The organism is Dactylosporangium sp. CS-033363, from assembly GCF_050942475.1.
Lineage (GTDB): Bacteria > Actinomycetota > Actinomycetes > Mycobacteriales > Micromonosporaceae > Dactylosporangium.
In genome coordinates this window covers 474207-499685 of record NZ_CP192032.1, presented here as the reverse complement: position 1 = coordinate 499685, position 25479 = coordinate 474207, and the positions used below count along the sequence as shown (strand labels likewise).

General features: G+C 73.2%; 23 protein-coding genes. 13 read left to right on the top strand and 10 right to left on the bottom strand.

Annotation, left to right across the window (positions count from 1 at the left end; translation table 11 throughout):
- The first annotated feature begins 60 nt into the window (after positions 1-60).
- A complete protein-coding gene (locus ACQPZ4_RS02350) occupies positions 61-2361 on the top strand; it encodes an AAA family ATPase (RefSeq protein WP_433055384.1) in 2301 nt (766 codons plus the stop codon).
- A gap of 75 nt (positions 2362-2436) precedes the next feature.
- Here ACQPZ4_RS02350 and ACQPZ4_RS02345 read toward each other — a convergent pair whose 3' ends face one another.
- Complete coding sequence (locus tag ACQPZ4_RS02345; protein WP_433055381.1) at positions 2437-3669, bottom strand: hypothetical protein; 1233 nt, start codon at positions 3667-3669, stop codon at positions 2437-2439.
- A 92-nt stretch (positions 3670-3761) separates the two neighbouring features.
- On the opposite strand from ACQPZ4_RS02345, the gene ACQPZ4_RS02340 reads away from it, so the two are divergent.
- The 3 genes from ACQPZ4_RS02340 (at position 3762) to ACQPZ4_RS02330 (ending at position 7721) form a co-directional block, all read left to right on the top strand.
- On the top strand, positions 3762-5579 hold the full coding sequence (locus tag ACQPZ4_RS02340; protein ID WP_433055378.1) for a potassium channel family protein: 1818 nt from the start codon (positions 3762-3764) through the stop codon (positions 5577-5579).
- A gap of 112 nt (positions 5580-5691) precedes the next feature.
- Complete coding sequence (locus ACQPZ4_RS02335) at positions 5692-6942, top strand: trypsin-like serine peptidase (RefSeq protein ID WP_433055375.1); 1251 nt, start codon at positions 5692-5694, stop codon at positions 6940-6942.
- A 65-nt stretch (positions 6943-7007) separates the two neighbouring features.
- Positions 7008-7721 (top strand): phosphatase PAP2 family protein, encoded by a 714-nt coding sequence (locus tag ACQPZ4_RS02330; RefSeq protein WP_433055372.1) that lies wholly within the window; start codon positions 7008-7010, stop codon positions 7719-7721.
- On the opposite strand, the gene nagA is transcribed toward ACQPZ4_RS02330, so the two are convergent.
- Together nagA and ACQPZ4_RS02320 are read right to left on the bottom strand one after the other, a co-directional pair.
- Entirely contained in the window at positions 7685-8794 is a 1110-nt protein-coding gene (nagA, locus tag ACQPZ4_RS02325) for an N-acetylglucosamine-6-phosphate deacetylase (RefSeq protein WP_433055369.1), read from the bottom strand. The two genes, ACQPZ4_RS02330 and nagA, sit on opposite strands and share 37 nt — an antisense overlap.
- On the bottom strand, positions 8791-9726 hold the full coding sequence (locus ACQPZ4_RS02320; RefSeq protein ID WP_433055366.1) for an ROK family protein: 936 nt from the start codon (positions 9724-9726) through the stop codon (positions 8791-8793). Before ACQPZ4_RS02320 ends, nagA begins: the two co-directional genes overlap by 4 nt.
- Before the next feature lie 187 nt (positions 9727-9913).
- On the opposite strand from ACQPZ4_RS02320, the gene ACQPZ4_RS02315 reads away from it, so the two are divergent.
- The 4 genes from ACQPZ4_RS02315 to ACQPZ4_RS02300 all read left to right on the top strand — a co-directional run bounded on the left by ACQPZ4_RS02315 (position 9914) and on the right by ACQPZ4_RS02300 (position 12623).
- Entirely contained in the window at positions 9914-10699 is a 786-nt protein-coding gene (locus ACQPZ4_RS02315; RefSeq protein ID WP_433055363.1) for a DeoR/GlpR family DNA-binding transcription regulator, read from the top strand.
- 16 nt (positions 10700-10715) lie between these two features.
- Positions 10716-11243, top strand: coding sequence for a SigE family RNA polymerase sigma factor (locus ACQPZ4_RS02310; RefSeq protein ID WP_433055360.1), 528 nt, complete (start codon positions 10716-10718; stop codon positions 11241-11243).
- Positions 11236-12216, top strand: a complete 981-nt coding sequence (locus ACQPZ4_RS02305) for a hypothetical protein (protein ID WP_433055357.1) — start codon at positions 11236-11238, stop codon at positions 12214-12216. The genes ACQPZ4_RS02310 and ACQPZ4_RS02305 overlap by 8 nt, the downstream gene beginning before the upstream one ends.
- 68 nt (positions 12217-12284) lie before the next feature.
- The gene (locus tag ACQPZ4_RS02300; protein ID WP_433055354.1) at positions 12285-12623 is read left to right on the top strand and encodes a DUF3263 domain-containing protein; all 339 of its coding nucleotides are present in this window, start codon (positions 12285-12287) and stop codon (positions 12621-12623) included.
- Here the strand turns inward: ACQPZ4_RS02300 and ACQPZ4_RS02295 are convergent.
- The 3 genes from ACQPZ4_RS02295 to ACQPZ4_RS02285 form a co-directional block, all read right to left on the bottom strand.
- Positions 12603-13199, bottom strand: coding sequence for a DUF1684 domain-containing protein (locus ACQPZ4_RS02295; RefSeq protein WP_433055351.1), 597 nt, complete (start codon positions 13197-13199; stop codon positions 12603-12605). The two genes, ACQPZ4_RS02300 and ACQPZ4_RS02295, sit on opposite strands and share 21 nt — an antisense overlap.
- A 10-nt stretch (positions 13200-13209) precedes the next feature.
- Positions 13210-14229, bottom strand: a complete 1020-nt coding sequence (locus tag ACQPZ4_RS02290) for a fatty acid desaturase family protein (RefSeq protein WP_433055348.1) — start codon at positions 14227-14229, stop codon at positions 13210-13212.
- 78 nt (positions 14230-14307) lie between these two features.
- Positions 14308-14781, bottom strand: a complete 474-nt coding sequence (locus tag ACQPZ4_RS02285; protein WP_433055345.1) for a pyridoxamine 5'-phosphate oxidase family protein — start codon at positions 14779-14781, stop codon at positions 14308-14310.
- A gap of 24 nt (positions 14782-14805) precedes the next feature.
- Here ACQPZ4_RS02285 and ACQPZ4_RS02280 point away from each other — a divergent pair, with 24 nt between their 5' ends.
- Together ACQPZ4_RS02280 and ACQPZ4_RS02275 are read left to right on the top strand one after the other, a co-directional pair.
- Entirely contained in the window at positions 14806-15762 is a 957-nt protein-coding gene (locus tag ACQPZ4_RS02280; RefSeq protein WP_433055341.1) for a lactonase family protein, read from the top strand.
- Positions 15763-15836: 74 nt separating this feature from the next.
- Positions 15837-16076, top strand: coding sequence for a hypothetical protein (locus ACQPZ4_RS02275; protein ID WP_433055338.1), 240 nt, complete (start codon positions 15837-15839; stop codon positions 16074-16076).
- 179 nt (positions 16077-16255) lie between these two features.
- On the opposite strand, the gene ACQPZ4_RS02270 is transcribed toward ACQPZ4_RS02275, so the two are convergent.
- Together ACQPZ4_RS02270 and ACQPZ4_RS02265 are read right to left on the bottom strand one after the other, a co-directional pair.
- Positions 16256-17176: a hypothetical protein gene (locus ACQPZ4_RS02270; protein WP_433055335.1), complete on the bottom strand. Its 921-nt coding sequence runs from the start codon at positions 17174-17176 to the stop codon at positions 16256-16258.
- Positions 17177-17375: 199 nt separating this feature from the next.
- The gene (locus ACQPZ4_RS02265; protein ID WP_433055332.1) at positions 17376-17570 is read right to left on the bottom strand and encodes a hypothetical protein; all 195 of its coding nucleotides are present in this window, start codon (positions 17568-17570) and stop codon (positions 17376-17378) included.
- On the opposite strand from ACQPZ4_RS02265, the gene ACQPZ4_RS02260 reads away from it, so the two are divergent.
- A complete protein-coding gene (locus ACQPZ4_RS02260) occupies positions 17557-18492 on the top strand; it encodes a DMT family transporter (RefSeq protein ID WP_433055329.1) in 936 nt (311 codons plus the stop codon). The two genes, ACQPZ4_RS02265 and ACQPZ4_RS02260, sit on opposite strands and share 14 nt — an antisense overlap.
- Here ACQPZ4_RS02260 and ACQPZ4_RS02255 read toward each other — a convergent pair.
- Positions 18447-19766, bottom strand: a complete 1320-nt coding sequence (locus ACQPZ4_RS02255; protein ID WP_433055326.1) for a ricin-type beta-trefoil lectin domain protein — start codon at positions 19764-19766, stop codon at positions 18447-18449. The two genes, ACQPZ4_RS02260 and ACQPZ4_RS02255, sit on opposite strands and share 46 nt — an antisense overlap.
- A 157-nt stretch (positions 19767-19923) precedes the next feature.
- Between ACQPZ4_RS02255 and ACQPZ4_RS02250 the strand changes: the two genes are divergently transcribed.
- Entirely contained in the window at positions 19924-23802 is a 3879-nt protein-coding gene (locus ACQPZ4_RS02250) for an HD domain-containing protein (protein WP_433055323.1), read from the top strand.
- A 52-nt stretch (positions 23803-23854) separates the two neighbouring features.
- Positions 23855-25141 (top strand): MFS transporter, encoded by a 1287-nt coding sequence (locus tag ACQPZ4_RS02245; protein WP_433055321.1) that lies wholly within the window; start codon positions 23855-23857, stop codon positions 25139-25141.
- Here the strand turns inward: ACQPZ4_RS02245 and ACQPZ4_RS02240 are convergent.
- On the bottom strand, positions 25083-25478 hold the full coding sequence (locus ACQPZ4_RS02240) for a hypothetical protein (RefSeq protein ID WP_433055319.1): 396 nt from the start codon (positions 25476-25478) through the stop codon (positions 25083-25085). The two genes, ACQPZ4_RS02245 and ACQPZ4_RS02240, sit on opposite strands and share 59 nt — an antisense overlap.
- Position 25479: the final 1 nt, after the last annotated feature.

Below are 25479 nucleotides of genomic sequence, written 5' to 3'. Positions count from 1 at the left end.
TTGATGTTGCGGCTTGACGAAAGACTCAGCCCCTTCACAGCAACAGTTACGCTCGAACGCGTGTCGGCGACCTTGACGCTCACTGCCAGCCTCCGCCCGGCCGCGCTCGATGCCCGCCGCGGCGTCGTGCGCCTGCACCCGGAGGTCCTCACCGCCCTGGGCCTTCGCCCGGGCGATCCGATCACGCTCACCGGGCGGCGCACCTCGGCCGGCATCGTCGCGGTGGCCGAGCCGGGGGCGAGCCGCGCCCTGCTGTACGCCGACGACCTGCTGCTGGGCAACCTCGGCCTGCGCAACGGCGGCCAGGTCACGGTGCAGGCCGCCCCGCTGCGCGCGGCCGGCAACGTCACGCTCTCCGGCCCGGCCGAGATCATGGCCGTCGTCTCGCCCGAGATGCTGCGCCTGGCGCTGCTGGGCAAGGTGGTCACGGTCGGGGACAACGTGTCGTTGCTGCCCCAGGACGTGTCGCTGGGCACGCTGTCCGTTTCGGCGCCGGCGGTGCACATGGTCGACCGCGGCCTGGTCGAGGCGGCCCGGCGGAGCCTGTCCAACACGGTCGGGTACGCGTGGACGAGCGCCCTGCTCACCGTGGAGACCGCCGACCCCGAGGCGGCCGCGCTGGTCACCATGGACACCGCGGTCGGCTGGCTGCACGGCCAGGCCACCCACGCGCCGGGCGGTGTGATGGCCGGCCCGGGCTCCGTACCGACCGCGACCCCGGCCGCGTCGAGAGCGACCACCGCGGCCGGTGGCACCTCATATGCCCCGCCGACCGTGGCCCCGGCCGTCCCGCCGCCCACCCTGGACGACCTGCCCGGCCTGCGCGCCCAGGCCGAACAGCTGATCGAGCTGCTGGACCTCGGCTTCCACCACGGCGAGGTGCTGGCCAAGCTGGGGACGACCGTCTCCCTGGGTGTACTGGTCACCGGCCCGGCCGGCTCCGGCAAGTCGGCGCTCGTGCACGCGGTCGCGGGCGAGGTCGAGGCCCAGGTGGTGGCCCTGTGGGCGCCCGAGATCGCGGCGCTGACCAACAACGACGCGGCCGCGCGCCTGCGCAAGGCGGCCGACGAGATGCGCGCGCCGGGCCCGGCGATCCTGCTCATCTCCGACGTCGACGCGCTCGTCCCCCGCGACCAGCCCGGCCCGCTGTCCACGGTCTTCCGCCAGCTGCTCGGCGAGCTGATCCGCGAGGGCGAGGCGGTCGTGTGCACCACCAGCCGCCCCGAGTCGGTCGACCCGGCGCTGCACTCCCCCGACCTGCTGGCCCACGAGATCTCGCTGCCGCTGCCCGACGCCGCCCTGCGCAAGGAGCAGCTCGCGGTGCTGACCCGGGGCATGCCGCTGGCCGACGACGTGAAGCTGGACGACGTGGCCGCGCGGACCCCCGGCTTCGTCGCCGCCGACCTGGGCGCGCTCGCCCGGGAGGCGGGCGTGCGGGCCGCGCTCCGGCACCGCCGCGAGGCCGAGACCCCGCAGGTCGTGATGGCCGACTTCGAGGCCGCGCTGGAGGTCGTCCGCCCGACGTCGATGGCCGAGAGCTCGCTCGAGCTGGCCAAGGTGACCCTCGACGACGTCGGCGACATGGTCGAGGTCAAGCAGACGCTCACCGAGTCGGTGCTGTGGCCGCTGTCGTACCCCGACGCCTTCTCCCGCCTGGGCGTGGACCCGCCGCGCGGGGTGCTGCTCTACGGCCCGCCCGGCTGCGGCAAGACCTTCCTGGTGAAGGCGATCGCCGGCACCGGCAAGGCCAACGTGCTCTCGGTCAAGGGCGCCGAGCTGCTCTCCAAGTGGGTCGGCGAGTCCGAGCGGGCGGTGCGCGAGCTGTTCCGCCGGGCCCGCGAGGCCGCGCCGACGCTGGTCTTCCTGGACGAGGTGGACGCGCTGGCCCCGACCCGCGGCCAGGCCACCGACGGCGGGACGACGGACCGCGTGGTGGCCGCGTTGCTGACCGAGCTCGACGGCGTGGAGTCGCTGCGCAACGTCGTGGTCATCGGCGCCACGAACCGGCCGGACCTGGTGGACCCGGCGCTGTTGCGGCCGGGGCGGCTGGAGCGCCTGGTGTTCGTACCGCCGCCGGACGCCGACGCCCGCGCCGAGATCCTCCGCGCGGCGGCCAAGTCGGTCCCGCTCGCCCCGGACGTCGACCTGCCCGCGCTGGCCGCCTCGCTGGACCGCTTCTCGGCGGCGGACTGCGCGGCCCTGGTACGCGAGTCGGCCCTCGCCGCGATGCGCGAGTCACTGGACGCCACGCAGGTGACGGCGGAGCACGTGGAGCTGGCGCGCTCCCGGGTCCGGCCCTCGCTCGACCCGACCCAGGTGGAGTGGCTGGCGAACTACGCGGAGCAGCAGAAAGTGCGCTGAAACGCGGGAGGCCGGACGCTCAGCGCCCGGCCCCCGCGAGAAGCGGCTGTGGTCAGCCGCGCACAACCGCCGTGGTCAGCCGACGATGCCGCTGAACATCGGCAGGACGCCCTGGGCGATGCCGCCGACCGCCGGCAGGCCCGTGACCAGGGGCAGGGCCTCGGTCTGGGCGTGCCGCGGCGCGTAGGCGTCCGACTCCGCGTGCCGCGGGGTGTAGGCCGCCGACTCGGTCACGAGCGGGAGGTTGCTCGCGGCCTGCGGCAGGGCGCCCGTCGTCGGCACGAGCCGGTTGGCGACCGCGCTGGTGCTCACGCCCGGGGTCGGGCCGATGCCGCCGATGACCGGTACGCCCGTCACCGCGTCGTTCTTGAGCACGTCGCTGCCGCCCAGCGGGAGGTCGCCGACGAGCGGCAGGCCACCTGCCTCACTGGAGCCGACCAGCGGCAGGCCGCCCGCCTCGGTCGCGCCGCGGCCGCCGTTGGACTGGCCGCCCGACATGCCGCGGGAGCCGTTGGACTGGCCGCCCGACAGGCCGCCGCCGACCGGGATGCCGACGTTGTCGACCGGGTTGAGCGTGCCGCGCACCGGCAGGCCGCCGCCGTTGAGCAGGGGCAGGCCGCCGACCACGGGCAGGCCGCCGCCACCGGCGAGCGGCAGGCCGCCGACCAGCGGCAGGCCACCCGCCTCGGTCCTGGGCTGCTTGGCCTTGCGCGGCGACGGCTTCGGGGTGGCCGGGAACGCCGACGAGGTGTCGGCGATCGAGGTGCCCTGCAGCGTGCCGGTGCCGGGCAGGCCGCTCACCGGCAGCCCAAGCTGGGACAAATCGGTCAAGCCGCCGACGAGCGGAAGACCCGACAAGGCGTCCTCGGTCTGCGCCGCCGAGGACGAGGTGTTGGCCAGCGAAGGCACGTGGCCCGCGCCCGGCAGGGCGTTGGCGGCGACGGCGTCGGTCGGCAGGGCCGGGAGGTTCGGCAGCCGGCTCGACGTCGTGCGGGGCAGGCCCAGCGCGTCCGTCGGCACGAGGCTCGTCAGCGGCAGCCCCTGCAGGGCGCTCGGGACGGCCTGGCGGTTGACGCGGTTCTGGCCCAGCGAGGTCGGGCTCGACGACTCGGTGCTGGTGTCGATCCGATCCGTGTGTGCGGTCAGCTGCAGGGCCTGGTTGTTCGGGCCGCCCGCGGGCGAGAACAGGTCGTCCAGCTGACCGGGTGCCAGCGCGGTGTCATCGGCGTGCGCGGCGCCGGCACCGAGCAGCAGAAAGCCGCCCGCGATACCGACGGTCCCAACCGTCCGGCGAAGCCACGTGTTCATCCTCGAAAACCCATCTGGTCGACAATGCGATTCGAGGGGCCCAACGAGGTCGCGGGCCTTCGGAAACTGGTGATCTTCGCTAGGATCGCCCGGTGACGTCCGAGTCGTGGCTGATGCGGCGGCTTCGGGGGAACCTTCCACGCGTTCAGGCGATCACCCGTCCGTGGACGATCGAGCCGGCCGCGGGAGCCGAGCGGCACGTCGTGCACGCGCCGGCCAAGCGGGTCGTGGTGTGCGGCGACGACTCCCTCGCGCACCGGCTGGTCGGCGAGCTGCTCCAGCAGTACGACGTGCACGTCACCGCCATCCTGCCCAGCGTGAAGCGCCGGCACGGGCCCGACATCGCCAAGCTGCTGGCCGAGCACGGCGGCCGGGTCGTCGAGGCCGAGCGCTTCGACACGGAGTCGTTCGAGCGGGCCGGGCTGGCCGGGGCCGACGCGCTCGCCCTGGTCAAGCAGGACGACATCGGCAACCTCGACGCGGCCCTGCAGGCCCAGGAGCTCAACCCGCGCATCCGGCTGGTGATCCGGATGTTCAACCTGCGGCTCGGGCACAGCGTCCGGCGCAACTTCGCCGACGTCAGGGTGCTCTCCGACGCCCAGATGGCCGCGCCCGCGTTCGTGTCCGAGGCGCTCGGCGAGGTCGCGCCGGTGCACGTCCGGGTGGCCCAGCGCACGCTCTTCGTGGCCCGGCGCACCGAGGTCCGGCCCGAGGACGTGGTCTGCGGGCTGGCCAAGGACGACGCCCAACTGCTTCCCAAAGCAGACGCCGATCTCGTACTGGCTGTGGCCACCGGCGAGCGCGCGGCCACGGTCATCGAGCGCGGCGACCGCCCCGACCGGACCCGCGCGGCCCGCGACGGACGGCTCCGCCGCTGGTGGCGCCGCCAGCTGCACAGCCCGCTGCGCTCGCTGCGCGGCCTGGTCAGCCGCAAGCTGTGGGCGACCGCGCTCGTGCTGCTGGCCATGCTCGTCGCCGGCACCTGGGTCATCGCCCACTACAAGCACATCAGCTGGTGGAACGCCGCGTACGTCACGCTGCTCGCCGAGCTCACCGGGGCCAGCCCCGAACTCGAGTCGCACTGGCAGGAGAAGCTCGTCACCACCCTGCTCGGCCTGGTCAACGTGGCCCTGATCCCGGTGATCACGGCGGCGGTGGTCGAGGCGGTCGTCAACGCCCGGCTGGCGATCGCGCTCGGCCGGCTGCGCGAGCCGGTCTCCGGCCACGTGGTCGTGGTCGGGCTGGGCAACGTGGGCACGCGGGTCATGCACTCGTTCGTCGATCTCGGCATCCCGGTGGTGGTGATCGACCGCAACGAGAACGCGCGCGGCGCCGTGGCGGCCCGGACCCGCGGGGTGCCGTTCATCGTCGGCGACGCCAGCAACGTGGAGACGCTGCGGGCCGCGTCCGTGGACACCTGCCGGGCCCTGGTCGTGGTCTCCACCGACGACCAGGCCAACCTCGAGGCCGCCCTGGAGGGCCGCACGCTCAAGCCGGACCTGCGGGTCATCCTGCGGCTCTTCGACGGCCGGTTCGCCGACCGGGTGCAGCGCGCGTTCGGCGTCACCGCCTCGCGGAGCGTCTCGTACCTCGCCGCCCCCGCCTTCGCCGCCGCCCTGCTGGAGCGGGAGGTCATCGGCACCATCCCGGTCGGCCGGCGGGTGCTGCTGCTGGCCGAGGTGCCGATCGTGGCCGGCTCGCGGCTGGACGGCCGGCCGGTCGACGCGGCCCAGGACATCGGCGAGGTCCGGGTGCTGGCGATCGCCACCGACGAGGAGCGCCAGACGGTGTGGGCCCCGCCGGCCGCGTACGTGCTGAAGGCGGGCGACCTGCTCACGGTGGTGACCACCCGGCTGGGCCTCGGTGGCCTTCTGGCTCATACCGGCGGGACGGTCGACGGATACCGGTGAGAATCCGATCCCTCCGCCGGGGATGCGTCGTTGAATGGGCGGATCGCCCGAATCACCCCTAACTATCCGAAGCGGGCGTTCCCTTCTTGCGAACCCATGGAAGGACGCGCTCATGCGGCGTAGGTCGTTGCTGGTGGCCGGGGTCTGTGCCCTGCTGGGAATGACCGGGGCGGGGGTCGCCGTGGCGTCCTCGGACCCGGCGCAGCCCCCGAGAGCGCCGGCCGCCGCGGCCGCGGCCCCGAAGCTCCGGCTGTTCCACGACGTGTCGGGCCTCGAGGAGCCCGGCGCGCAGCAGGCCGGCGTCCTGGAGTCGGTCACCGGCGGCAGCATCGAGCGGGCGGCCAGCCGCACGTTCTCCTACCCCGGCGCCGACTACGTCAAGGTGCACTTCTCGCGGCTCGCGCTGGACGGCGACGACAAGGTCATCGTGACCGATGCGAGCGGGGCGGAGCACTACGAGTACACCGGCGGGGAACTGGAACAGTCCGACAACTGGACCATGTCGGTGACCGGGGACCGCGCGGTGGTCCGGGTCGAGAAGGCCGGCAAGGACGTGTTCGGCCTGCGGTCGCGGCTGGCGAGCCTGGGCGTCACGGTCGACAAGATCGCCCGCGGGCAGACCGCGACCGAGCGGGCCAAGGCCGACACCGACCGGAAGGCCGCCCTGGCCGCCGCGCCGCACGAGGAGAGCATCTGCGGGCGCAGCAACGAGACCGAGAACGCGGCCTGCTACAAGTCGTCGGACCCGGTGGCCTACGCCAACGCCAAGCCGGTCGCGCGGCTGCTCATCAACGGCGTCGAGCTGTGCACGGCCTGGCGGGTCGGCACCCAGAACCGGATGCTGACCAACCACCACTGCTTCACCACCACCCGCGAGGCGCGCAGCACCGAGGTGTGGTTCAACTACGAGTGCGCCAGCTGCGACGGCGGCTCGACCCTGCGCCCGACCAAGGTCATGGGCGACCAGGTCCTCGCGACCGACGACATCCTGGACTACACCCTGTTCAGCGTGAAGAACTTCGCGCAGATCCAGCAGTTCGGCCACCTGGAGATCGACGACCGGGCGCCGGTGCGCGGCGAGGAGCTGTACATCCCGCAGCACCCGCGGGGCGCCCCGACCGTCATCACCACCGAGGACAGCACCGAGCGCAGCGGCAACTGCGCGGTGAGCCAGCCGTCCTACGACGGCTACGCGTCCGGCACCGACATGTCGTACTACTGCGACACCGACGGCGGCTCGTCCGGCTCCCCGGTCATCTCCCGCCGCACGAACAAGGTGATCGCGCTGCACCACTTCGGCGGCTGCCCCAACTCGGGCGTGCGGATCGACCGGATCGCCGCCCAGCTGCGCAACCTGATGTAGAGATCCTGTGTGGGAAGGGCCCGGGCGACCGGGCCCTTTCGCATGTTCGGGTACGGTTTTTGCTCGTGCGCCTCGAACTCCGTCCCGTCCGCCCCGCCGGCTGGTGGCTCGATGCGCTGCTGGTCGCGGGCTTCGTGCTCATCACGGTCCTGCTCGCCGCCAAGACGCCGGTGCTGAGCCTGGACCTGGCCGTGCGGGACTTCGTCGACGCGCACCGGCCGGGCTGGGCCGACACGACGCTGCGCGTGTTCAACAAGCTCGGCCAGGGCGGGCAGATCCTGACCCCGCTCGCCGTGATCGTGGCGTTCTTCCTGACCCGGGCCCGGCGTACGGTACGGCCGTTCCTCCTGGTCATCGGCGCGTTCGCGATCACCTACGTGACGATCGGCCCGCTGAAGATCTGGACCGACCGGGCCGCGGCCAGCGAGCACACGATCACGCACCCGGAGTGGCTGTTCCGGATCGACTCCGGGATGTCGTACCCGTCCGGGCACGTCGTCAACGCCATCGTCTGGTACGGCGTGCTGGCCACCCTGCTCACCGGCGTGCTGCGCCCCGGGCTCGTGACGGCGATCCGCTACACGATCCCGCTGGTGCTGCTGTTCACCACGACGTACCTGAGCTTCCACTGGATCACCGACGGGCTCGCCGCGCTCATGCTCGGCGTGTTCCTCGACCGGATCCTGCGCCGGGTGCCGTGGGACGCGATCCCGCTGCCGTTCAAGAACTGGGACGGCGCCTTCTACGACACCCAGGAGCCGGCGCGCATCACGCGCTGAACGTTCAGGTCCTCGTCCAGCAGGACCAGGTCCGCCTGAGCGCCCTCGCGCAGTTCGCCGGTGGTGGAAAGCCCGATCGCCCGGGCGGGGGTGCCGGAGGCCATCCGCGAGGCGGCGACCAGCGAGAGGCCCGCGCCCACGGCCCGGCGGAAGGCCCGGTCCATGGTGAGCGTGCTGCCGGCGATCGCCCCGTCGCGGGTCAGCCGGGCCACGCCGTCGGCCACCTCGACGCTCTGCCCGCCGAGGTCGTACGTGCCGTCCGGCATCCCGGCGGCGGCCATGGCGTCGGTGATCAGGGCGGCGCGGGCCGGGCCGGTGACCGAGGCGGCGAACGCGAGGGTGCCGTCGTGCAGGTGGATGCCGTCGGCGACGAACTCGCAGGTCACGCCGGCCGCGCCGAGCAGTGCGAAGACCGGGCCGGGCTGGCGGTGGTGCGGCGGGCGCATGCCGTTGAAGACGTGGGTGCCGACCGTCGCGCCGGCCTCGACGCCGGCGAGGGTCTCCTCGTAGGTGGCGTCGGTGTGCCCGATCGCCGCCACGACCCCGCGCTCGACCAGCAGCCGGATCGCGTCCAGGGCGCCGGGCAGCTCGGGGGCGACCGTCACCAGGCGGACCGCGCCCTCGCCCGCGTCGATGAGCGCGTTGAGCTCGTCGAGCGACGGGTGGCGCAGGTGGGCCGGGTTCTGGGCGCCGCAGCGGGCGTGGGAGAGGTACGGGCCCTCGAAGTGGATCCCGGCCAGCACGCCCTCGGCCGCCAGCGGGGCGAACGCCTTGGTCGCGCTCATCATGAGCTCCGGCGGCGAGGTGACCAGGCTGGCGAGCATCGTGGTGGTGCCGTGGCCCAGGTGGTACGCGGCCGCCGTGCGCGCCTCCTCGGCGTCGCCGGTGGTGAACGTCGCCCCGCCGCCGCCGTGCACGTGGATGTCGACGAAGCCGGGGACGACCAGCGCGGCATCGTGGGTCGCCTCTTGCGAAGTCCCCACCTCGGCGATCCGCGAGCCCTCGACCCGGACGAACCCGTTGTCGACGACCCGATCGCCCGCGACGACCCGTACCCCGGACACCAGCGTCATGCGTTGTTCTCCTTCAGGTTGTCGAGCGCGAGCAGTGCGGCGCCCAGGCAGCCGGCCTCGTCGCCGAGCGCGGCCCGGGTGATCTCCGGCTCGCGGTGGAAGGTCACCCGCTCGTGGATGCCGGCCCGCAGCGGCGCCAGCAGGGCCTCGCCGGCCTCGGCCAGCCCGCCGCCGAGGACGATCACCGCCGGGTCGAACAGCGCCATGCCGGTCAGCAGGCCGTCGGCGAGCGCGTCGATCGTCTCGCGCCAGACCGCGACCGCGGTCTCCTCGCCCTCGGCGGCCAGCCGCGCGACCTCCTCGGCGGTGGCCTTGCGGCCCGCCTGCTCGGAGTAGCGCCGGCCGACCGCGGACGCCGAGGCGATCGCCTCCAGGCAGCCGCGCTGGCCGCAGCCGCAGACCGGGCCGCCCGGGCGCACCACGATGTGCCCGATCTCGCCGCCGGCGCCGTGCGCGCCCGTGTAGACCTGCCCGTGCACCACGTTGGCGGCGGCGATCCCGGTGCCGATCGGGATCACCAGCACATAGTCCTGGCCGCGCCCGGCCCCGAGCCGCGCCTCGGCCAGGCCGCCGGCGCGCACGTCGTGGCCCAGGGCAGCGGGCAGTCCGAGGCGCTCTTCCAGCAGGGCCTTCAGCGGTACGTCCCGGAAGCCCACGTTCGCCGCCCACACCGCGACGCCGTTGACCTCGTCGATGACCCCGGGCACGACCAGCCCGGCGCCGACCGGCTCCAGACCCTTCGCGCGGGCGGTGTCCGCCAGTCCCTCGGCGATGTCCAGGATGGTGGCGATGACGGCCGCGCCGCCGCGCTCGGCCCCGGTGGGGTGGCGCTCGGCGTGCAGGACCGTGTGCAGCGCGTCGCCGTCGGCGCCGACCAGGGCGCACTTGATCCCGGTGCCCCCGACGTCGAGGGCGATCACGGTTTGCGTCATGTGCGGCTCTGTCCTCGCCCCATCTTTTACTGGCAACAAAGTTTCCGGTTCGGGCATCATCGCCTACCGTCCGGCGGGCTGGCAACCGCCGCCCATCCGTTCGTTCGAGCAGTTGCCTTTGCGTTTACCCGTCGTTTCGCGCATCATTGTGCACACATCTCGCACCGTACGCGCAGGGGAGGGTCGCGTGGACCGTTACGCGCGCTGGAACGCACTCCTCGAGATCCTCACGGACAGCGGCCGGATCAGCGTCGAGGACGCCGCCGAGCGCCTCGACGTGTCGCAGGCCACCATCCGCCGCGACTTCGACCAGCTCGCGCAGCAGCAGATGATCACCCGCACCCGCGGCGGCGCGGTCGCCAACGGGGTGTCCTACGACCTCCCGCTGCGGTACAAGACGGCCAAGCACGCCCCGGAGAAGCAGCGCATCGGCGCCGCCGCGGCCGCCCTGGTCTCGCCCGGCATGGTGGTCGCGCTCAACGGCGGCACCACCACGACCGAGGTCGCCCGCGCGCTCGCGGTCCGCCCGGAGCTCACCGGCGGCGTGGACGACGCCCAGCTCACGGTGGTCACCAACGCGCTGAACATCGCCAACGAGCTGCTGGTGCGCTCCCGGATGAAGATCGTGGTCACCGGCGGCGTGGTGCGCCCGCAGTCCTTCGAGCTGGTCGGCCCGCTCGGCGGCAACATCCTGCGCGACGTGACCCTGGACATCGCCCTGCTCGGCGTGGACGCGCTGGACGTGACCCTCGGCGCCGCGGCCCACCACGAGGGCGAGGCGGCGATGAACAGCCTGATGGTCGCCCGGGCCCGCCGGGTCGTGATCATCGCGGACAGCTCGAAGCTCGGCGGGCACGCGTTCGCGCGGATCTGCCCGATCGACCGCATCGACACGCTGGTCACCGACTCCAACGCCACCGCGGAGACGCTGGACGCCTTCCGCGAGGCCGGCGTCAAAATCGTCACCGCCTGACTGCACATTTCCCGGCGTGCGCGCGTCTCTAGGGGCGATGGAGTTCGAGGAGTTTCTCAGCGCCCGGCTGGCGGCCCTGCTGCGGTACGCCACCGTGCTCGCCTGCGACCCGCATCTCGCCGAGGACATCGTGCAGGAGGCGCTGGCCCGGGCGCAGCCGCGCTGGGCCCGCATCCGCGCCGCCGACGTGCCCGAGGCCTACGTCAAGCGCATGATCGTCAACGAGCTGGCCTCGTGGCGCCGGCGGCGGGCGGCCCGGGTCGTGCCCATGTCACTGGCCGCGCTCGACGCGGCCGGCACGCCGCAGGCCGACCCGGCGACGGCGGTCGACGAGCGGGACGCCATGCTCCGCCGGATCGCCGCGTTGCCGGTGCGCCAGCGGATCGTGGTCGCGCTGCGGTACTACGAGGGGCTCACCGACCCCGAGATCGCCGACCTGCTGGGCTGCCGGCCCGCGACGGTGCGCAGCCACGCGGCGCGCGCCCTCGCGACCCTGCGCAGCGCCCGGCCCGAGTCCGTGCTTGGAGGACGCCGTGATGGATGAAGATCGGATTCGCGCCGCGTACGAGGCGCTCGCCGCGACCGCGCCCCCGCCCGAACGGGTCCGGGCCCGGATCGCCGGCCGGGCGCGGGTGCACCGGCAGCGCCGCGCGTTGCTCGTGGGCGCGGGCGCGATGGGCGGGGTGGCGGCCGCGACCGCGGTGGGCCTTCCGCTGCTGGGCCGGGGCGATGCCGGCGGCGGCGTGGCGGTCGCGCCCTCGGGCTCGGGCGCGCCCTCGGGCTCGGCCGCGCCGTCCGGATTGCCCGCGCCGTCCGGGTCAGGCGTGCCGGCCGGCGGGATTCCGCTGCGGTTCGCGCCCGGGTGGCTTCCGGACGGGCTGACCGAGCGGTACCGGGAGGTGTCGTGGGGCTTCGCCGGCGTCCGCCGCGCGTGGCTGCCCGGAAGCGTCTTCGAGCCGGAGGACCACTCGCTCCCGCCCGGCGTCTCGATGGCGATCGGCGAGACGTTCGACGACAACGGCGAGGGCGAGCCGGTCATGATCGGCGAGTGGCCGGGCACGCTGCGGACCGGGGACCTGACGCTGGTGTCCTGGAAGCCCGCGGGCATTCCGGTGTCGGTGCTGGTCGCCGGGCTCCCCCAGGCGAAGGACCTCGCGCTGCGGGTCGCGCGCTCGGTGGGCGTGGCGCAGGAGGTCCAGCCGGTGACGATGCACCTGCCCGTGGTACCGAAGCGATTCGAAGGTTTGCTGACGTGGCGCGTGCACCCGCGCGCGAACGGCTGGCTGACCTCGCTGAGCTCGATGTCCGTGGACCGCACGCGGCAGTGCATGGTGGTCGCCACCACGGGCGCGGCGCCGGCGCACACCTACGCGCGGGCGCAACGGCCGGGCGGCGTGACGGTGTGGGTGCCGGACGAGCAGGAGCCGAGTGCCAACTTCACCCGCGACGAGGCCGACCAGGCCCTGCGCGACCTGGAGTTCTCGGCCCCGGACCTGAGCTGGGCGAAGCAACGCTGACCCTGAGTGTCCGCTTTGTCGCGTTGCGTGCTGGGTGATCTCGCCCCTCACCCACTAGGGTGGTGCGCATGAAGCGCGACGACCTGGCGGCCGCCCGCGTTCCCGCCCAACCGTCCACTGAGGACGTCGACGACTTCATCGACAGCGACGATGCGCCTGACGTCTCGGTCATCGAGGAGCCGGCGGAGCTCGACGAGCGGGGCAAGAAGATCCTGGCCTTCGAGAAGCAGTGGTGGCGGCAGGCGGGCGCGAAGGAGCAGGCCGTCCGCGACACCTTCGGGGTGAGCACCACGCGGTACTACCAGCTGCTCAACGCGCTGCTCGACGACCCGCTGGCGCTGGCCCACGACCCGCTCGTGGTCCAGCGCCTGCGCCGGTTGCGCGCGTCACGCGCCCGTCGTCGGTGACTGGCTCGCCGGTGGTTCGTAGCTCAGCTCGCCCGCGCGGATCGGCTCGGTGAGCCGGTTCTCGTAGGGCGCGAGCGGGCAGGCCCACTGGTCGTCGTACGCGCAGGACGGGTTGTAGGCGTAGTTGAAGTCCAGCCGCACCCGGCCGTCGGGCAGCGGGGCGACGCCGCGCCCGTGGGTGCCCTTGACCGTGTCGGTCAGGTAGCGCCCGGCGCCATAGGTCTCCTTGCCACTGGTCCCGTCGCGGAAGGGCAGGAAGAGCCCGCCGCCGTACGCGTCCAGCCAGAACAGCGTGAGCGGCCCCCACGGCGTGGCGAGCAGGCCCGCGCGCTCGTAGCGCAGCACCCCGTCCGGCCCGCCGGTGGCGATCTCCAGGCTGCCCTCGGCCGGGGTCAGCTCGACCGTGGCGACGAACTCGTCGGAGGGCGCGAAGTACCGCAGCGGGCCGGGCGCGGCCGACTGGGAGTGGGTGGCGAAGAGGTCGTCGCGGCGGGCCCGGAATCCCGCCAGGTCCTCGTCGGAGAGGTACATGGCGGCAACCCGGGCCCGGTAGTCGGCAAGTGCGAGATGGTCCACGACCTCGAAGCTACCGCCGCAGCGGCGCGCCGGCCTCGTGCAGGTGGCGAAGGGCCTGCGCGTAGGAGCCCACGAACGTGGCCGAGTGGTACGGGACGCCGATCTCCGCGCAGTACCGCTCGACGATCGGCTGGGCCTTGCGCAGGTTCGGGGTCGGCATGCTCGGGAACAGGTGGTGCTCGATCTGGTAGTTCAGCCCGCCGAGCAGCACGTCGACCCAGCGCCCGCCGCGCACGTTGCGCGAGGTCAGCACCTGCTTGCGCAGGAAGTCCAGCTCGTCCTCGGCGGTGAGCATCGGCATGCCCTTGTGGTTCGGGGCGAAGGTCAGCCCGAGATACAGCCCGAACAGGCACTGGTGGACCAGGATGAACGCGATCGCCATGCCCGGGGACAGGATGAGGAAGGCGGCGGCGAGGTAGCCGGCGATGTGGCCGTACAACAGGAAGCTCTCCAGCCGCCGCCGCTTGACCGTGCCGACCCGGCGCAGGCTCGACACGTGCAGGTTGAAGCCCTCCAGGAGCAGCAGCGGGAAGAACAGCAGCGCCTGGTGCCCGCCGATGAACCTGGCCGGCCCGCGGGCCTGCTCGGCCTGCCGGGTCGACCACACGATCACGTCGGGCGCGACGTCCGGGTCGCGGTCCTCGTGGTTCGGGTTGGCGTGGTGGCGGGTGTGCTTGTCCATCCACGCGCCGTAGCTCATGCCGATCATGACGTTGCCGGCCAGCAGGCCCAGCCCCTCGGACCAGCGGCGGCCGCGGAACACCTGCTTGTGCGCGAGGTCGTGGGCGACCAGCGCGACCTGGGCGAAGGCGACGGCCAGGACCACGCCGAACCAGAGGCTGTGGGTGAGGATGAGCCCGGCCCAGCCGCCGGCGTACAGGGCGAGCACGAGGGTGAGGCGGAGGGCGTAGTACGCGGGCCGCCGATCGAGCAGACCGGCCGCGCGGATTCGTTGGGAGAGGACGGCGAAGTCGGTGGCGCGTTCCGCGTTCGGGTCCGATTTCGCTTCCGCTTGTGCCAGCGCTGTCATGCGGTACAGCGTTCCGAACCGGCGCGGCGTGATCGAACCCGGCAGCCCCCGGGATTGATGGTAGTGCTGGCCCCACCCCTAGGGGTTCGGGCGCCACCTTGTGGGCGACTGCAGGAACCGCGCCTCTTCCAACGCGAAGATCTCGATGGGCGTGACGCGCACGATCGCGCTGTCTTTTTGGTCAAGGCTGGAGTTGTACTTCCTGCGGTACACCTCGAGCGCTTTGGCTGTTGTCGCCTCGGTGACGATCTCCGCCGTGCCGTCGACGATCACCGGCTCGGCGCCCCCTTCGGTGGTGACCGTACACGCGGGGTTCGCTCGAAGGTTGCGAATCTTCCGCGACTGCAGGCCGCTGGAGAACCAGAGCGCGCCGTCGCACCACGCGGCCCAGACGGGCATGGCGTGCGGGCGGCCGTCGGGCCGTACCGTGGCGATCCAGTAGTTGTGGGCGGTCGCGAGCCGCCGCTCGGCGATGTCCCACTCGATCAGGCCCTCGTCACCCCGCTCGATGCCGTAGCCGGGCATCAGGGGCCGTCCGCGCTGCATACCCATGAACCGGAGCCTAGGCTTGGTCGAGTGCCAGTGCTCATCGGCTCCTACGCGGACCAGTACTCCACCTACGACGACGACTTCAAGCCGCTCGCCCCCGCCGTGCCGACCCCCGCGCCCAGCTTCCTGGCGGTGGGGCCGGGCGGCGTGCGGTACGCGGTCGGCGAGCTCGACGACGGCGAGGTCTCGGCCTTCACGCCCGGCGGCCAGCTGATCAACACGCTGCCGACCGGCGGCGGCTCCCCGTGCCACGCGGTGGTCGCGGGCGACCGGCTCTTCGTGGCCAACTACGGCACCGGCAGCGTCGCCGCGTTCGCGCTGCGCCCGGACGGCGGCCTCGATCGCCGGACGGACCTGGCCCAGCACGCCGGGGCGAGCATCCACCCGGACCGCCAGGAGGGCCCGCACGCCCACCAGGTCACCGTGCGCGGCACCACGCTGCACGCCGTGGACCTGGGCATGGACGCGATCGTGCACTACCGGATCACGCCCGACGGCCGGCTGGAGCACCTGCGCACCACCACGGTCCAGCCGCTGGGCAGCGGACCGCGGCACCTCGTGTTCCACCCGGACGGCCGCGTGTTCGTGACGAACGAGCTGGCTTCGACCGTCGCGACGTACACCTCCGGCTTCGAACTGCTCGACGTGAAGCCGTCGTGCCTGGTGCAGCCGGTCGGCGACAACCTGCCCAGCGAGCTGGCGCTGTCGGCCGACGCCCGGCACCTGTACGTGGCCAACCGCGGCAACGACACGATCACCACCTTCGCCGTCGAGGCCGCCGGCCTGCTCCCGGTCGACGAGGTGAGCACCGGCGGCACCTGGCCCCGCCACTTCGTCGTCCTGGACGGCGCCCTCTGCGTGGCCAACCAGCACTCGAACACGGTCGCGCTGCTCGAACTGGACCGCGACACGGGCGTGCCGAGCCCCGCGCGCGTGGTGATCGAGCACCCGTCGCCGACGGCAGTGATACCGGTCGCTGCGTAGCCCCCGGGCTATCTGGTGGATGAGGCGGCACGGAACCCTTGCTGAACCGGCGTTCAGTGCCGCACCATCGATGCATGGGTGAGCTTGTTGCGCTGCCCAAGTCGGGCGACGTGTTCGAAGACCGCCGGGGCGGGGACCGCACCATGCGGGTCACGTGCCACCCGCAGCGGGGCACGGTCGTGGTCTCCCTGTGGGTGGACAAGATCTGCCGGGCGTCGTTCCAGCTGGCGTCGGAGGATTTGCCGCGGCTGCAGTCGGCGCTGGCGGAGATGGTGTTCCTGGCGCCGCCGGACGCGCTTTCTGACACTGCTTGATGATGGCTCGATATGTCGGGCGCTTCGCGCCGCGACATATCTCGATTTATACCCCGACGGGGGTTAAGTCCGCGCAATACGGACAGGACTGGCGCTGAGCTGCTGGTTTGCTCGCGGACGGCGCGGTCGCGGTTGTGCGCGCGTTGATCGTCGGCGCGCGAATGCGGTCGAGCCGCTGGTCAGACCGCTTCGGGGGTGGACAGGGCGGCCTTGTCCGCGGCCTCCGAGCGGGAGTTGCGGCTGCGCTGGCGGGGCACGCGCGCCCGCGGGAGCAGCGTCGCCGCCGTGATGCCGGCCTGCCGCGCCGCGTCGAGCGTGTCGCGCAGTTCGGCCGCCTCCTCCGCCACCTCGGCCGCCTCCTGGGCCAGCGCGGCCGCGGCCACCACGGCCACGTCGGCGGCCTTGACGGCGGCGCGCTCGGTCGCGGCGGCCGCCTCGTACAGGCGGCGGGCCCGGCTCTCGGCGGTGCGCCGCAGCTCGACCTCGCGGGCCGCGAGCTCCTGCAGCGGATCGGCCCCGGCCACGCCCTTGAAGACCTGCTCGAGCGCGTCGACCGTGATGTCGCCGCGCTTGAAGGCGTCGAGGGCCGCGCGGGAGACCTCGCGCTTGGCCTCGTCGTCCTGCTCGGCGGCCGGCTGGGCCTCGGCGACGTGCCCGGCGGCCTGCAGCGCCTCCTGGTACGCCTTCTGCGCCACGTCGAACGTGTTCCATGCGTGCTCGCGCGCGGTCTGCGCGGCCAGGCTGCGGGCCTGCGCCTCGACGACCGTGAGCTGGGCCCGCTTCGCGGCGGCGGCGGTCGCGGCGGCCTGCCGGATGAGCTCGCCGGCCTCGGTCCGCAGCCGCGCCCGCTCGGCCGGGCTCAGGCTGGCCTCCGCCTCCTCGACGGCGGCGCGGCGGTCGGCGCGATTCAGCCGGTACAGGCTCCAGCGCGAAAGAAACGCCGCCAGCAGGACGAACAGCACGATGAGCGCCATCAGCCCGACCCAGAGCACGATGGCCCCGGTGACCGGGTCGAGACCGAAGATCCCGCGCCCGCCCGTGAGCGTCCAGGGCAGGTCACGGGGCGATTGTGCCAACGTGGCGGGGGTGTGAATAGCCACGGCGCGACCTCCGGCTGTGCGTGTCGCTACAGCGTATGCGCACCACACCAACCCGGTCACCCGATCGAAAGGTGACTATTCGACGAAGTTCCGTACACGAATAGTGACGCCCACACAAGAATCCCCCGCTCACCGGCGAGTCGCCCGGCGTGTCGCGGTCGTCGTACGTGTCGATCATCACCGAGGTGTCGGCGACTTGTCACCACATCGTGATCAGCCCGGAAATTCGGATGTCCATCCCCAGGGCGATCGCTAAGGTCCGCCGCATGTGCCTGCGCATCGTGTGCCCGCCGCCGATCCGGTAGCGGGCCTTTTTCCGGCCCAACGGCTGCCCGCGTTCGACCTGACGCGTCCGTCCAGCCCTCTTGGGAGACATCCGCATGCGCTCATCCATCGGCCTCAACCTGACCTTCATCGCCTTCGCCGCCGTCTCGTGGGGCGTGGGCGGCTTCATCGCGGCGGTGCTGTACCGCCACAGCGACCTCGGCCCGATCGCCGTCACGTTCTGGCGGTACGCCGGCGGCCTGGCCCTGCTCGCCGCGCTCCGCCCGTTCCTGCGCACGCCCGGCCCGCGCCGCCCGCGACTGCGCTGGCTCCTGCTCAACGGCCTGGGCATGGCCGTCTACCAGACCGCGTACTACGTGGCGATCGCCCTGGGCGGCGTCGGCATCGTGACCGTCGTGACCCTGGGCTCCGGCCCGGTCCTGATCGCCCTGGGCGCCCGCCTCTTCCTGCACGAACACCTGGGCCGCACGGGCGCCGCGATCGTGGCGGCGTCCGTCGTCGGCCTGACCCTGCTGGTGGCCCAGAACCCGCAGACGGGCCCGCACCCGCTGGCGGGCATCGCGGTGGCCTTGATCTCGGCCGCGGGCTATGCGGCGGTCACCCTGCTGAACCGAGCCGCCTCGGACGACCCGTACGACTCGGCGCTGGGCGGCTTCGCGATCGGCGCGGTGGCCTTGTTGCCGTTCGCGGCGGTCGAGGGCCTCATCCCCAGCCGCGAAGGCCTCGGCGAGACGGTTGGGCTGCTGGCGTTCCTGGGCGCGGTCCCTACGGCGCTGGCTTACGCGCTGTTCTTTCGGGGGCTGACGGTCGTGCGGGCGACTACGGCTTCGGTGGTTGCGCTGAGTGAACCGCTTGCCGCTGTCGCGCTGGGCGCCCTGGTTCTGCACGAACCGCTGACGCCGTGGTCGGCGGTGGGCGGCGCGATCCTGCTCGCCTCGGTCGCCGCCCTCGCCATGCAGGAGCGCCGCGAATCGAACCGAGCGGACTACTGCATCGTCCAGACCTGTACGGAGGCGCCGACGCAGTCGTAGATGACGACGTAGCTTCCCGCGCCGGAGCCCGCCGCGGTCACGCACTTCTTGGAGTTCGGGTTCTGCCAGGTGTTGTCGGCGCGGCGGACCCAGACCTGCGCGACCGTGCCGTTGCAGCTGTACACCTGCAGGATCGTGCCGTTGTCCTTGCCGGCGTTCGGGACGTCCAGGCAGTAGCCGTTGTCCGCCACCAAGGTCGCGCCCTTCGCGGGGTCGCCCTTGATTTTCCAGACCTGGTTGGTCTGGGTGTCGCAGTTGTCGATGACGATGCGGTTGGCCGAGCCGCTGCGGTACTCCACGCACTTGCGGGACTGCGAACTGATCAGGCGGCCCTGGGTCGGTGCGGGCGGCGGGGGTGGCGGGGGCGCCGCGGCCGTGGTCTGGGCCTTGGTGGGGGCGGCGGCCGTGGTGGCCGGGGCGGTCGTCGCGGCGCCGCCCGTCGTGGTGGCGCGCGGGCGGGTCGTGGCCGGGTCGGCTGCCGCCTCCGTCGGAAGCGAGGTGGCGGCATCTTCCGACGGGGTGGCGGCGGCCTGGGGTTGGCCGGTGCCCGGCAGGTCCACTGACGGGACCTTGGCCGGGAGGCCGCCGTCGTGGCTGCCCGCGGCGCTGTCGCTGCGGACCGTTGAGAAGACCACGGCGCCGGTTACCAGGAGGAGCAGGACCGCCACGGCCACGGCGCCCACCGGGTAGCGGCGCCAGGGCATCACTCGGCGGCGGCTGCCCCGGTAGTCGTCGGCGTCCTCGTGGGCGTAGTCGGTGACGATGGCCAGCGCGGGGGCCTCGTAGTCGGCCACCGTCGGCGAGTCGTCGGCGGCCATCAGGGGCTCGGCCGTGACCAGTTCGCCCTCAACCGTTTCCACCGAAGGATCAGCTTCCGCTGAAGGATCACCGGTAGGGGCAGGCTCATTGGACAGGCCCGGCAGGGAGACGATGAATTCGACGTTCTGCACATCGCCCAGGTCAGCCGCGTCGGCGCGGGCCTCCCCCGCCAGCGTGGCCACCGTCGAAGGATCGGCCTCCTCCGAAGCAGAAGGAGCGGCCGGGATCGCGGCCGTGGCGATCGCGGTGGGACCGTCGGGGCGGCGCTGGTGGGGAATCGCCGGAATGGTCGGCTTCGGTGGGGTGAAGGGCTCCGGCAGGACCCGCGCCGCCGCGGTGGCCGTCGGCGGCACGCGGTGACGGGCCCGGGGACCGGCGGCGGGTGGCAGCGGCCCGGCGACCGGCGCGGAAGCGCCCGAATCGCCTGCGTTGTCCCCGTCTCCAGCGACGGACATGCCGTGAATCCCCTTCCGGTGACGGGTCTCGCCCGGAGCACCGTAGCTGCTGACGCAACAAAAGGCGACCGGCCGTAAAGCCGATGTCGGGACATCGGCATCGGCGGCGCGCGGTATTCGGCGCAGCGCGTTGCCGACGGCCGGTAAGTTTTCCCGCATGGCGCCAACGGGCTGGGAAACGATCGCGGGGCAGCATACGGTTTGGGGTCGCGTCACCGGCGCGTCCACGTTCCGTGACCAAGCCGTCGCGCTGGCGGCCGAACTGGCCGTCGCGCGCGGGCGGGCGGCCGCCGCGCTGGGCGACGACCCGTGGCAGGACGACGACTTCGGCGATCGCATGTCCCAGCAGGTCCAGCACCTGATCGGGATGCTGCCGGCCGGCGAGACATTCAGCGGGCCCGAGGCCGTGCTGCTCGTGACGGTACCGATGCTGCATGACGCTTTGTGGTCGGGCCTTGCCGCGCAGGAGCGCGGGGTGGACCCCGGCGACCTGGAGCCCTCGCAGGACGCGTCCAGCGACCGGGCCGCGTTCGAGCGCTTCACGCAGACGTATGCCCAGCCGCACCGCCGCGCGCTGGCCGCGATCCGGGCCGGGCGCCGGGAGACGGCGGCCGAGCTGGGCTGGTGGCTGCTGCACCGGTGGATCGGCCGCCGGCCGCAGGCCTATCAGCCGGGCACGATCGCCGCGCTGACCGGCTCCTCCGAGGATGCGCGCACGGCCGAGCTGCTGCGCGCGGTGCGGGCCGACCCGGCGTTCCTGAACCGGCACGACCGGCCGGAGTCGCTGTTGTCGCAGCACGGCACGGTACGGGAGCGCCTCGTAGGTTTCCTGCTCGCCATCGCGCGCGGCCTGGCGATCGAGGTCACCGTGCTGCCCGAGGTGATCGGCGAGCATCTCGGCATCGGCGACCCCGTCACCCCCGGCCAGGTGCTGGAGACCGTGCGCGGCTCGCAGTGGCAGCCGCGCGGGGCCACGCTGGTGCTCACCGCGGCCTGCGCGCACCCGTCGATCGAGGTGGCGCTGCGGGCCCACATCGACACGCTCAACCAGCTGCTCGCCGAGGCGCAGCGGGCGACCAGCCGCGACGACGTGCTGCTGCCGCTGCGGCACCTGCCCAACCGGGCCGCCACCGACGACGTCGGGCCGCTGATCCGCGCCGGGGTGCCGGCCTACCAGTCGGCCGGCGTGCGCTTCCGGCTCGCCGAGGACCGGGTGCGGGAGCTGCTCATGGGCGAGCAGCTCTACGGCGACCCGGCGCTGGCCATCCGCGAGCTGTACCAGAACGCCCTCGACGCCTGCCGCTACCGCGAGGCGCGGACGGAGTACCTCAGCCGGGCTCATGATCGAAAGCTGCCGTGGGACGGGCGGATCAAGTTCGTCCAGGGCGTCGACGCGGACGGCCGGGGCTACCTCGACTGCACCGACAACGGCATCGGCATGGGCGTGCGCGAGCTCAGCGAGGTCTTCTCGCAGGCCGGCGTCCGGCTGGCCGACCTGCCCGAGTTCCTCGAGGAGCAGGCCGAGTGGGCCCGGCTCGACCCGCCGGTGCAGCTCTTCCCCAACAGCCGGTTCGGCATCGGCGTGCTCAGCTACTTCATGCTGGCCGACGAGCTGACCGTGGAGACCTGCCGGATGGGCCGCGACGGGCAGGCCGGCGAGCGGCTGCGGGTCTCGATCGCGGGCCCGGGCAGCCTGTTCCGCATCCAGGACCTGGGGCCGGGCACCGAGACCGGCACGACGGTCCGGCTGCACCTGCGCGAGGGCGTGACCGTCAGCTCGGTCGAGGAGCTGCGCAAGCTGCTGTGGGTGGCCGAGTTCGGCACCGACGCGTCCGACGGCGTGCAGAGCCAGGCCTGGGCGCCCGGCGAGCTGTCCTCGGCGGCCGAGGACCTCGGCGACGACGAGGACGACGAGGAGCGCGTCGGGCCGGGCGTGGTCGCGGCCGAGGGCGCGCGGGTCTGGTGGTGCCGCAACAACGGCGCGCTGCTGGCCGACGGGCTCTACGCCGGCAAGGAGATCTTCGGGGCCGTGGTGAACCTCAACCGCGACCTCGCCCCGCGGCTGTCCGTCGACCGCACCAAGATTCTCGCGTACCGCGAGGACGACGTCGATCGCCTCCTGTGGGAAGCCGTTCCGGCCCTGACCGCACCCGGCACGACGCTGCTGGGCTACGAGTGGCTGTGCCGGCTGGCCCCCGTCCGCCCGCTGGTCGCCGACCTGATCTACGAGCAGGCGATCGAGCGCGGGCACGGCAAGTGGGAGATGGACGGGGAGACCGTCGACGCGGCCGTCACCGGCTGCTTCGTGGCCAACGACGGCCCGGTCGGCGGCCCGGACGAGCTCGTCGAGTGGCGGCTCACCGCCCTCGCCGCGGGCGGGCGCTACCGCAAGGTGCTCAAGCCGGGCCCGGACTGGCGCCGCGCGCTGCGGGCCCGCCCGTCCGACGCGCTGCTGCTCAGTGTGGACGTCGACGGTACCGGCCCGTGGCTGGACCCGGTCGACATCGTCCCGCTGGTGCACCTGGTCCGGGCGGCCCGCAAGACCGGCCGCTCGGCACCCGAGATCGCGGCCCGGCTGGAGGCGCTCGGCTTCGAGCCGTCCGTCGGCGCGGCGAGCGTCGGCGTGGACCCCGACGACCTGATCTTCACCAGCCGCGACGTGGACGGGACGCGCCCCTGGCTGCAGCCCGACTCGCCGGTGCACCTGGTGCACCTGCTGCGCGCCGCGCACCGCACCGGCCGGTCCGTGCACCAGGTCGTGGCCCGGCTGCGCCAGCTCGGCTTCGACGTGGACGTGGACGTCGAGGTGCTGCCGCTGGAGCAGTTCGGCCCGAAGGACCTGACCATCGCCAGCCGCGACCTGGACGGCTCGCACCCGTGGCTCGACCCGCGGGAGCCGGTGACCCTGCTGCACCTGCTGCGCGCGGCGCACAAGGTCGGGCTGCCGGCCGAGGAGACGGCGGCCCGGCTGGCGCTGCTGGGGTACCCGCTCGACGCCGGCTGGGAGACGCTCACCACCGAGCCCGACGACCTCATCCTCATCTCCCGAGACCTGGACAGCACCTCGCCGTGGCTGGACCTGAGCGAGGAGGTCGCGCCGGTGCACGTGCTGCGGGCGGCCGAGCGCTCCTCCCGGCCGGTGCCGGAGGTCGTGGCCCGGCTCCGCTCGTTCGGCTTCACCCTCGGCGGCAACCTCGACGCGATCGAGGTCGTCAAGCTCGAACCCGAGGACCTGCAGCTGGCCAGCCGCGACCTGGACGGCTCGCAGCCGTGGCTGGACTCGTCCCGCCCGGTGCCGCTGATCCACCTGCTGCGGGCGGCCGAGTCGACCGGGCGCGAGGTGGGCGAGGTGGCGGCGCGGCTCTCGGCGTGCGGGTACCGCGTCGACGTCGACCCCGACGCGATCCTCATCGACCACCTGGAGCCCGACGACCTGACCATCACCAGCGAGGACCTCGACGGCTCGGACCCCTGGCTGGACCCGATGAAGCCGGTCCCGACCATCCGCATCCTGCGCGCCGCCCAGCGGACCCGCCGCAGCGTGCACGACATCGCGGCCCGCCTGACCTTCCTCGGCTACGCGGTGAGCCTGAACGGCGCCGGGCCGTCGCTGGACCAGGTCGAGCCGGACGACCTGCTCATCACCAGCCGCGACCTCGACGGGTCGCAGCCGTGGCTGGACCTGGACGAGCAGGTGCCGCTGCCGCACCTCCTGCAGGCCGCCCGCCGGGTCCGCCGCCCCGTGCACGAGATCGCGGCCCGGCTGGAGATCCTCGGGTACACGGTGGACGTGGATCTTTCGAGCATCGCCGTGGACTCGGTGAAGCCGAACGACCTGCTGCTGGCCAGCACCGACCTGGACGGCTCGCGCCCGTGGCTGGACGCGTCCCAGCCGGTGCCGCTGAACCACCTGCTGGCCGCGGCGCAGAAGATCCGCAAGCCGATCGAGGAGGTCAGCGCGCGGCTGCGGGCGCTGGGCTACGCGGTGCCCGACGTCGACACGCGCCTGCCCCGCCTGCGCCCGGGCGGTGTGTAAAGCAGCAATATTGGCCATCGACCCCATGCTGGGCATGGGCCAGAATCAATCGATGCCTCCCTATTGGCCGGTGGTACGGAACCGCGTCTTCGCCCGGTTGCTGCCCGGCCTGGCCGTCTCGGCGCTCGGCGACGGGATGAGCGCGGTCGCGATCGGCTGGCTCGCCTTGCAGGTCGCGCCGCACCACCAGCGCGGGCTGTGGGTCGGGCTGGCCATCGCGGCCTACACACTGCCGGGCGCGCTGGGGGCGGTGCTGCTGGCCCGGCCCTTGCGCGGGCGCAGCGGGGCGCACCTGGCCGCGCTGGACGCCGCCCTGCGCACCGTGTTCCTCGGCGCGATCCCGCTGCTGGCCTGGTCGGGGGCGTTGACCATCGGCCGGTACACGGCGCTGCTGGCCTGCTCCGCGCTGCTCTCGGCCTGGGGGTCGGCCGGCCGCTACACGCTCGTCGCCCAGGTGCTCCCGAGCGAGCTCCACGTGCCGGCGAACGCCCTGCTCACGGTGCTGACCGAGGCCTCCACGGTGGCCGGGCCGATGCTGGCCGGGCTGCTCATCGCCTGGTTCGACGCGGCCGCCGTGCTGGCCGCCGACGCGGTCACGTTCGCGGTGCTGGCCGTCTCGTTCGCGCTCGTGCGCAACCACGCGGCACTGCCGGAGCGCGAGCGCCGCAACCACGCGGCACTGCCGGAGCGCGAGCGCCGCACCCACGCGGCGCTGCCGGAGCGGGAGCGGCGCTCGGCCGGGCTGGCGGCGATCCGGCGGGACCGGCGGCTGTTCGCGCTCATGGCGCTGTCGTTCTGGTTCTTCCTGCTGTTCGGGCCGGTGCCGGTGGCCGTGCCGCTGTTCGCGAACTCGGCGCAGGAGGTGGCGCTGCTCTACACCGCGTTCGGCGTCGGCGCGGTGATCGGCGCGGTCGCCACCGGGCACCTGCCGCACCTGCCGCTGTGGCCGGCCTCGATCGGCTCGGTGCTCGCCTTCGGCCTGCTGCTCCTGCCGCTCGGGCTCAGCCTGCCGCGCTGGGCCGACCTGCTCACGCTGGCGCTGGCCGGGCTGGCCTGGGCGCCGTACCCGACGGCGAGCATGTCGATCTTCCAGCGGCTGACCCCGGCCGCCTGTCTGCCGTCGGTGCTGGCCGCGCGCGGAGCCGTGCTCGTGGTCTCCACGCCCCTGGGCACCCTGCTGGGCGCGCCGCTGGTGCAGGCCACCGGGCCGGCGGCGACCCTGGTGACCTGCGGCGTCGCGATCGCCGTGCTCGGCCTGGTGGCCGTCGGGGTCCGGCTGTTCAGGCCGCTTCCTCGAGCACGTTTCGACGAGCGCAAAGCCTCCGGGTGTACTCCCTGAGCGCCCGAATCGCCTCGTCGATGTCCTCGGTCAGCACGTCCGGCAGGTCGATGAGCATCCGCCGCCCGTCGATCGTGGCGTAGCCGCTCACCTCGAACCCGGCCTCGCGCACCCACACGTCCACGCCCAGGTCGACCGTGGTCCGCTCGTACCGCAGGACGACGCCGACCAGCGCGAACGGGGACTCGCCGGGGCCGATCCGCCCGATGCGGCCGATCAGCTCCCAGTGCATCTGGCCGTGCGCGGCGGCCACCTGCTGGCCGTACAACTGGAAATCCTCACAGGCCTCGTTGAGCGCGGCGAGCAGCGTGGCGGCTCCACTCGATCTCGCATCCATG

Bases quoted from the DNA above. Each gene is read 5' to 3' on its own strand.
- ACQPZ4_RS02260 (WP_433055329.1), top strand. From the start codon at position 17,557: ATGCGCTCATCCATCGGCCTCAACCTGACCTTCATCGCCTTCGCCGCC.
- ACQPZ4_RS02255 (WP_433055326.1), bottom strand. From the start codon at position 19,766: ATGTCCGTCGCTGGAGACGGGGACAACGCAGGCGATTCGGGCGCTTCC.
- ACQPZ4_RS02290 (WP_433055348.1), bottom strand. From the start codon at position 14,229: ATGACAGCGCTGGCACAAGCGGAAGCGAAATCGGACCCGAACGCGGAA.
- ACQPZ4_RS02345 (WP_433055381.1), bottom strand. From the start codon at position 3,669: ATGAACACGTGGCTTCGCCGGACGGTTGGGACCGTCGGTATCGCGGGC.
- ACQPZ4_RS02300 (WP_433055354.1), top strand. From the start codon at position 12,285: ATGAAGCGCGACGACCTGGCGGCCGCCCGCGTTCCCGCCCAACCGTCC.
- ACQPZ4_RS02250 (WP_433055323.1), top strand. From the start codon at position 19,924: ATGGCGCCAACGGGCTGGGAAACGATCGCGGGGCAGCATACGGTTTGG.
- nagA (WP_433055369.1), bottom strand. From the start codon at position 8,794: ATGACGCTGGTGTCCGGGGTACGGGTCGTCGCGGGCGATCGGGTCGTC.
- ACQPZ4_RS02305 (WP_433055357.1), top strand. From the start codon at position 11,236: ATGGATGAAGATCGGATTCGCGCCGCGTACGAGGCGCTCGCCGCGACC.
- ACQPZ4_RS02275 (WP_433055338.1), top strand. From the start codon at position 15,837: ATGGGTGAGCTTGTTGCGCTGCCCAAGTCGGGCGACGTGTTCGAAGAC.
- ACQPZ4_RS02285 (WP_433055345.1), bottom strand. From the start codon at position 14,781: ATGGGTATGCAGCGCGGACGGCCCCTGATGCCCGGCTACGGCATCGAG.
- ACQPZ4_RS02240 (WP_433055319.1), bottom strand. From the start codon at position 25,478: ATGGATGCGAGATCGAGTGGAGCCGCCACGCTGCTCGCCGCGCTCAAC.
- ACQPZ4_RS02320 (WP_433055366.1), bottom strand. From the start codon at position 9,726: ATGACGCAAACCGTGATCGCCCTCGACGTCGGGGGCACCGGGATCAAG.
- ACQPZ4_RS02245 (WP_433055321.1), top strand. From the start codon at position 23,855: ATGCCTCCCTATTGGCCGGTGGTACGGAACCGCGTCTTCGCCCGGTTG.
- ACQPZ4_RS02265 (WP_433055332.1), bottom strand. From the start codon at position 17,570: ATGGATGAGCGCATGCGGATGTCTCCCAAGAGGGCTGGACGGACGCGT.
- ACQPZ4_RS02335 (WP_433055375.1), top strand. From the start codon at position 5,692: ATGCGGCGTAGGTCGTTGCTGGTGGCCGGGGTCTGTGCCCTGCTGGGA.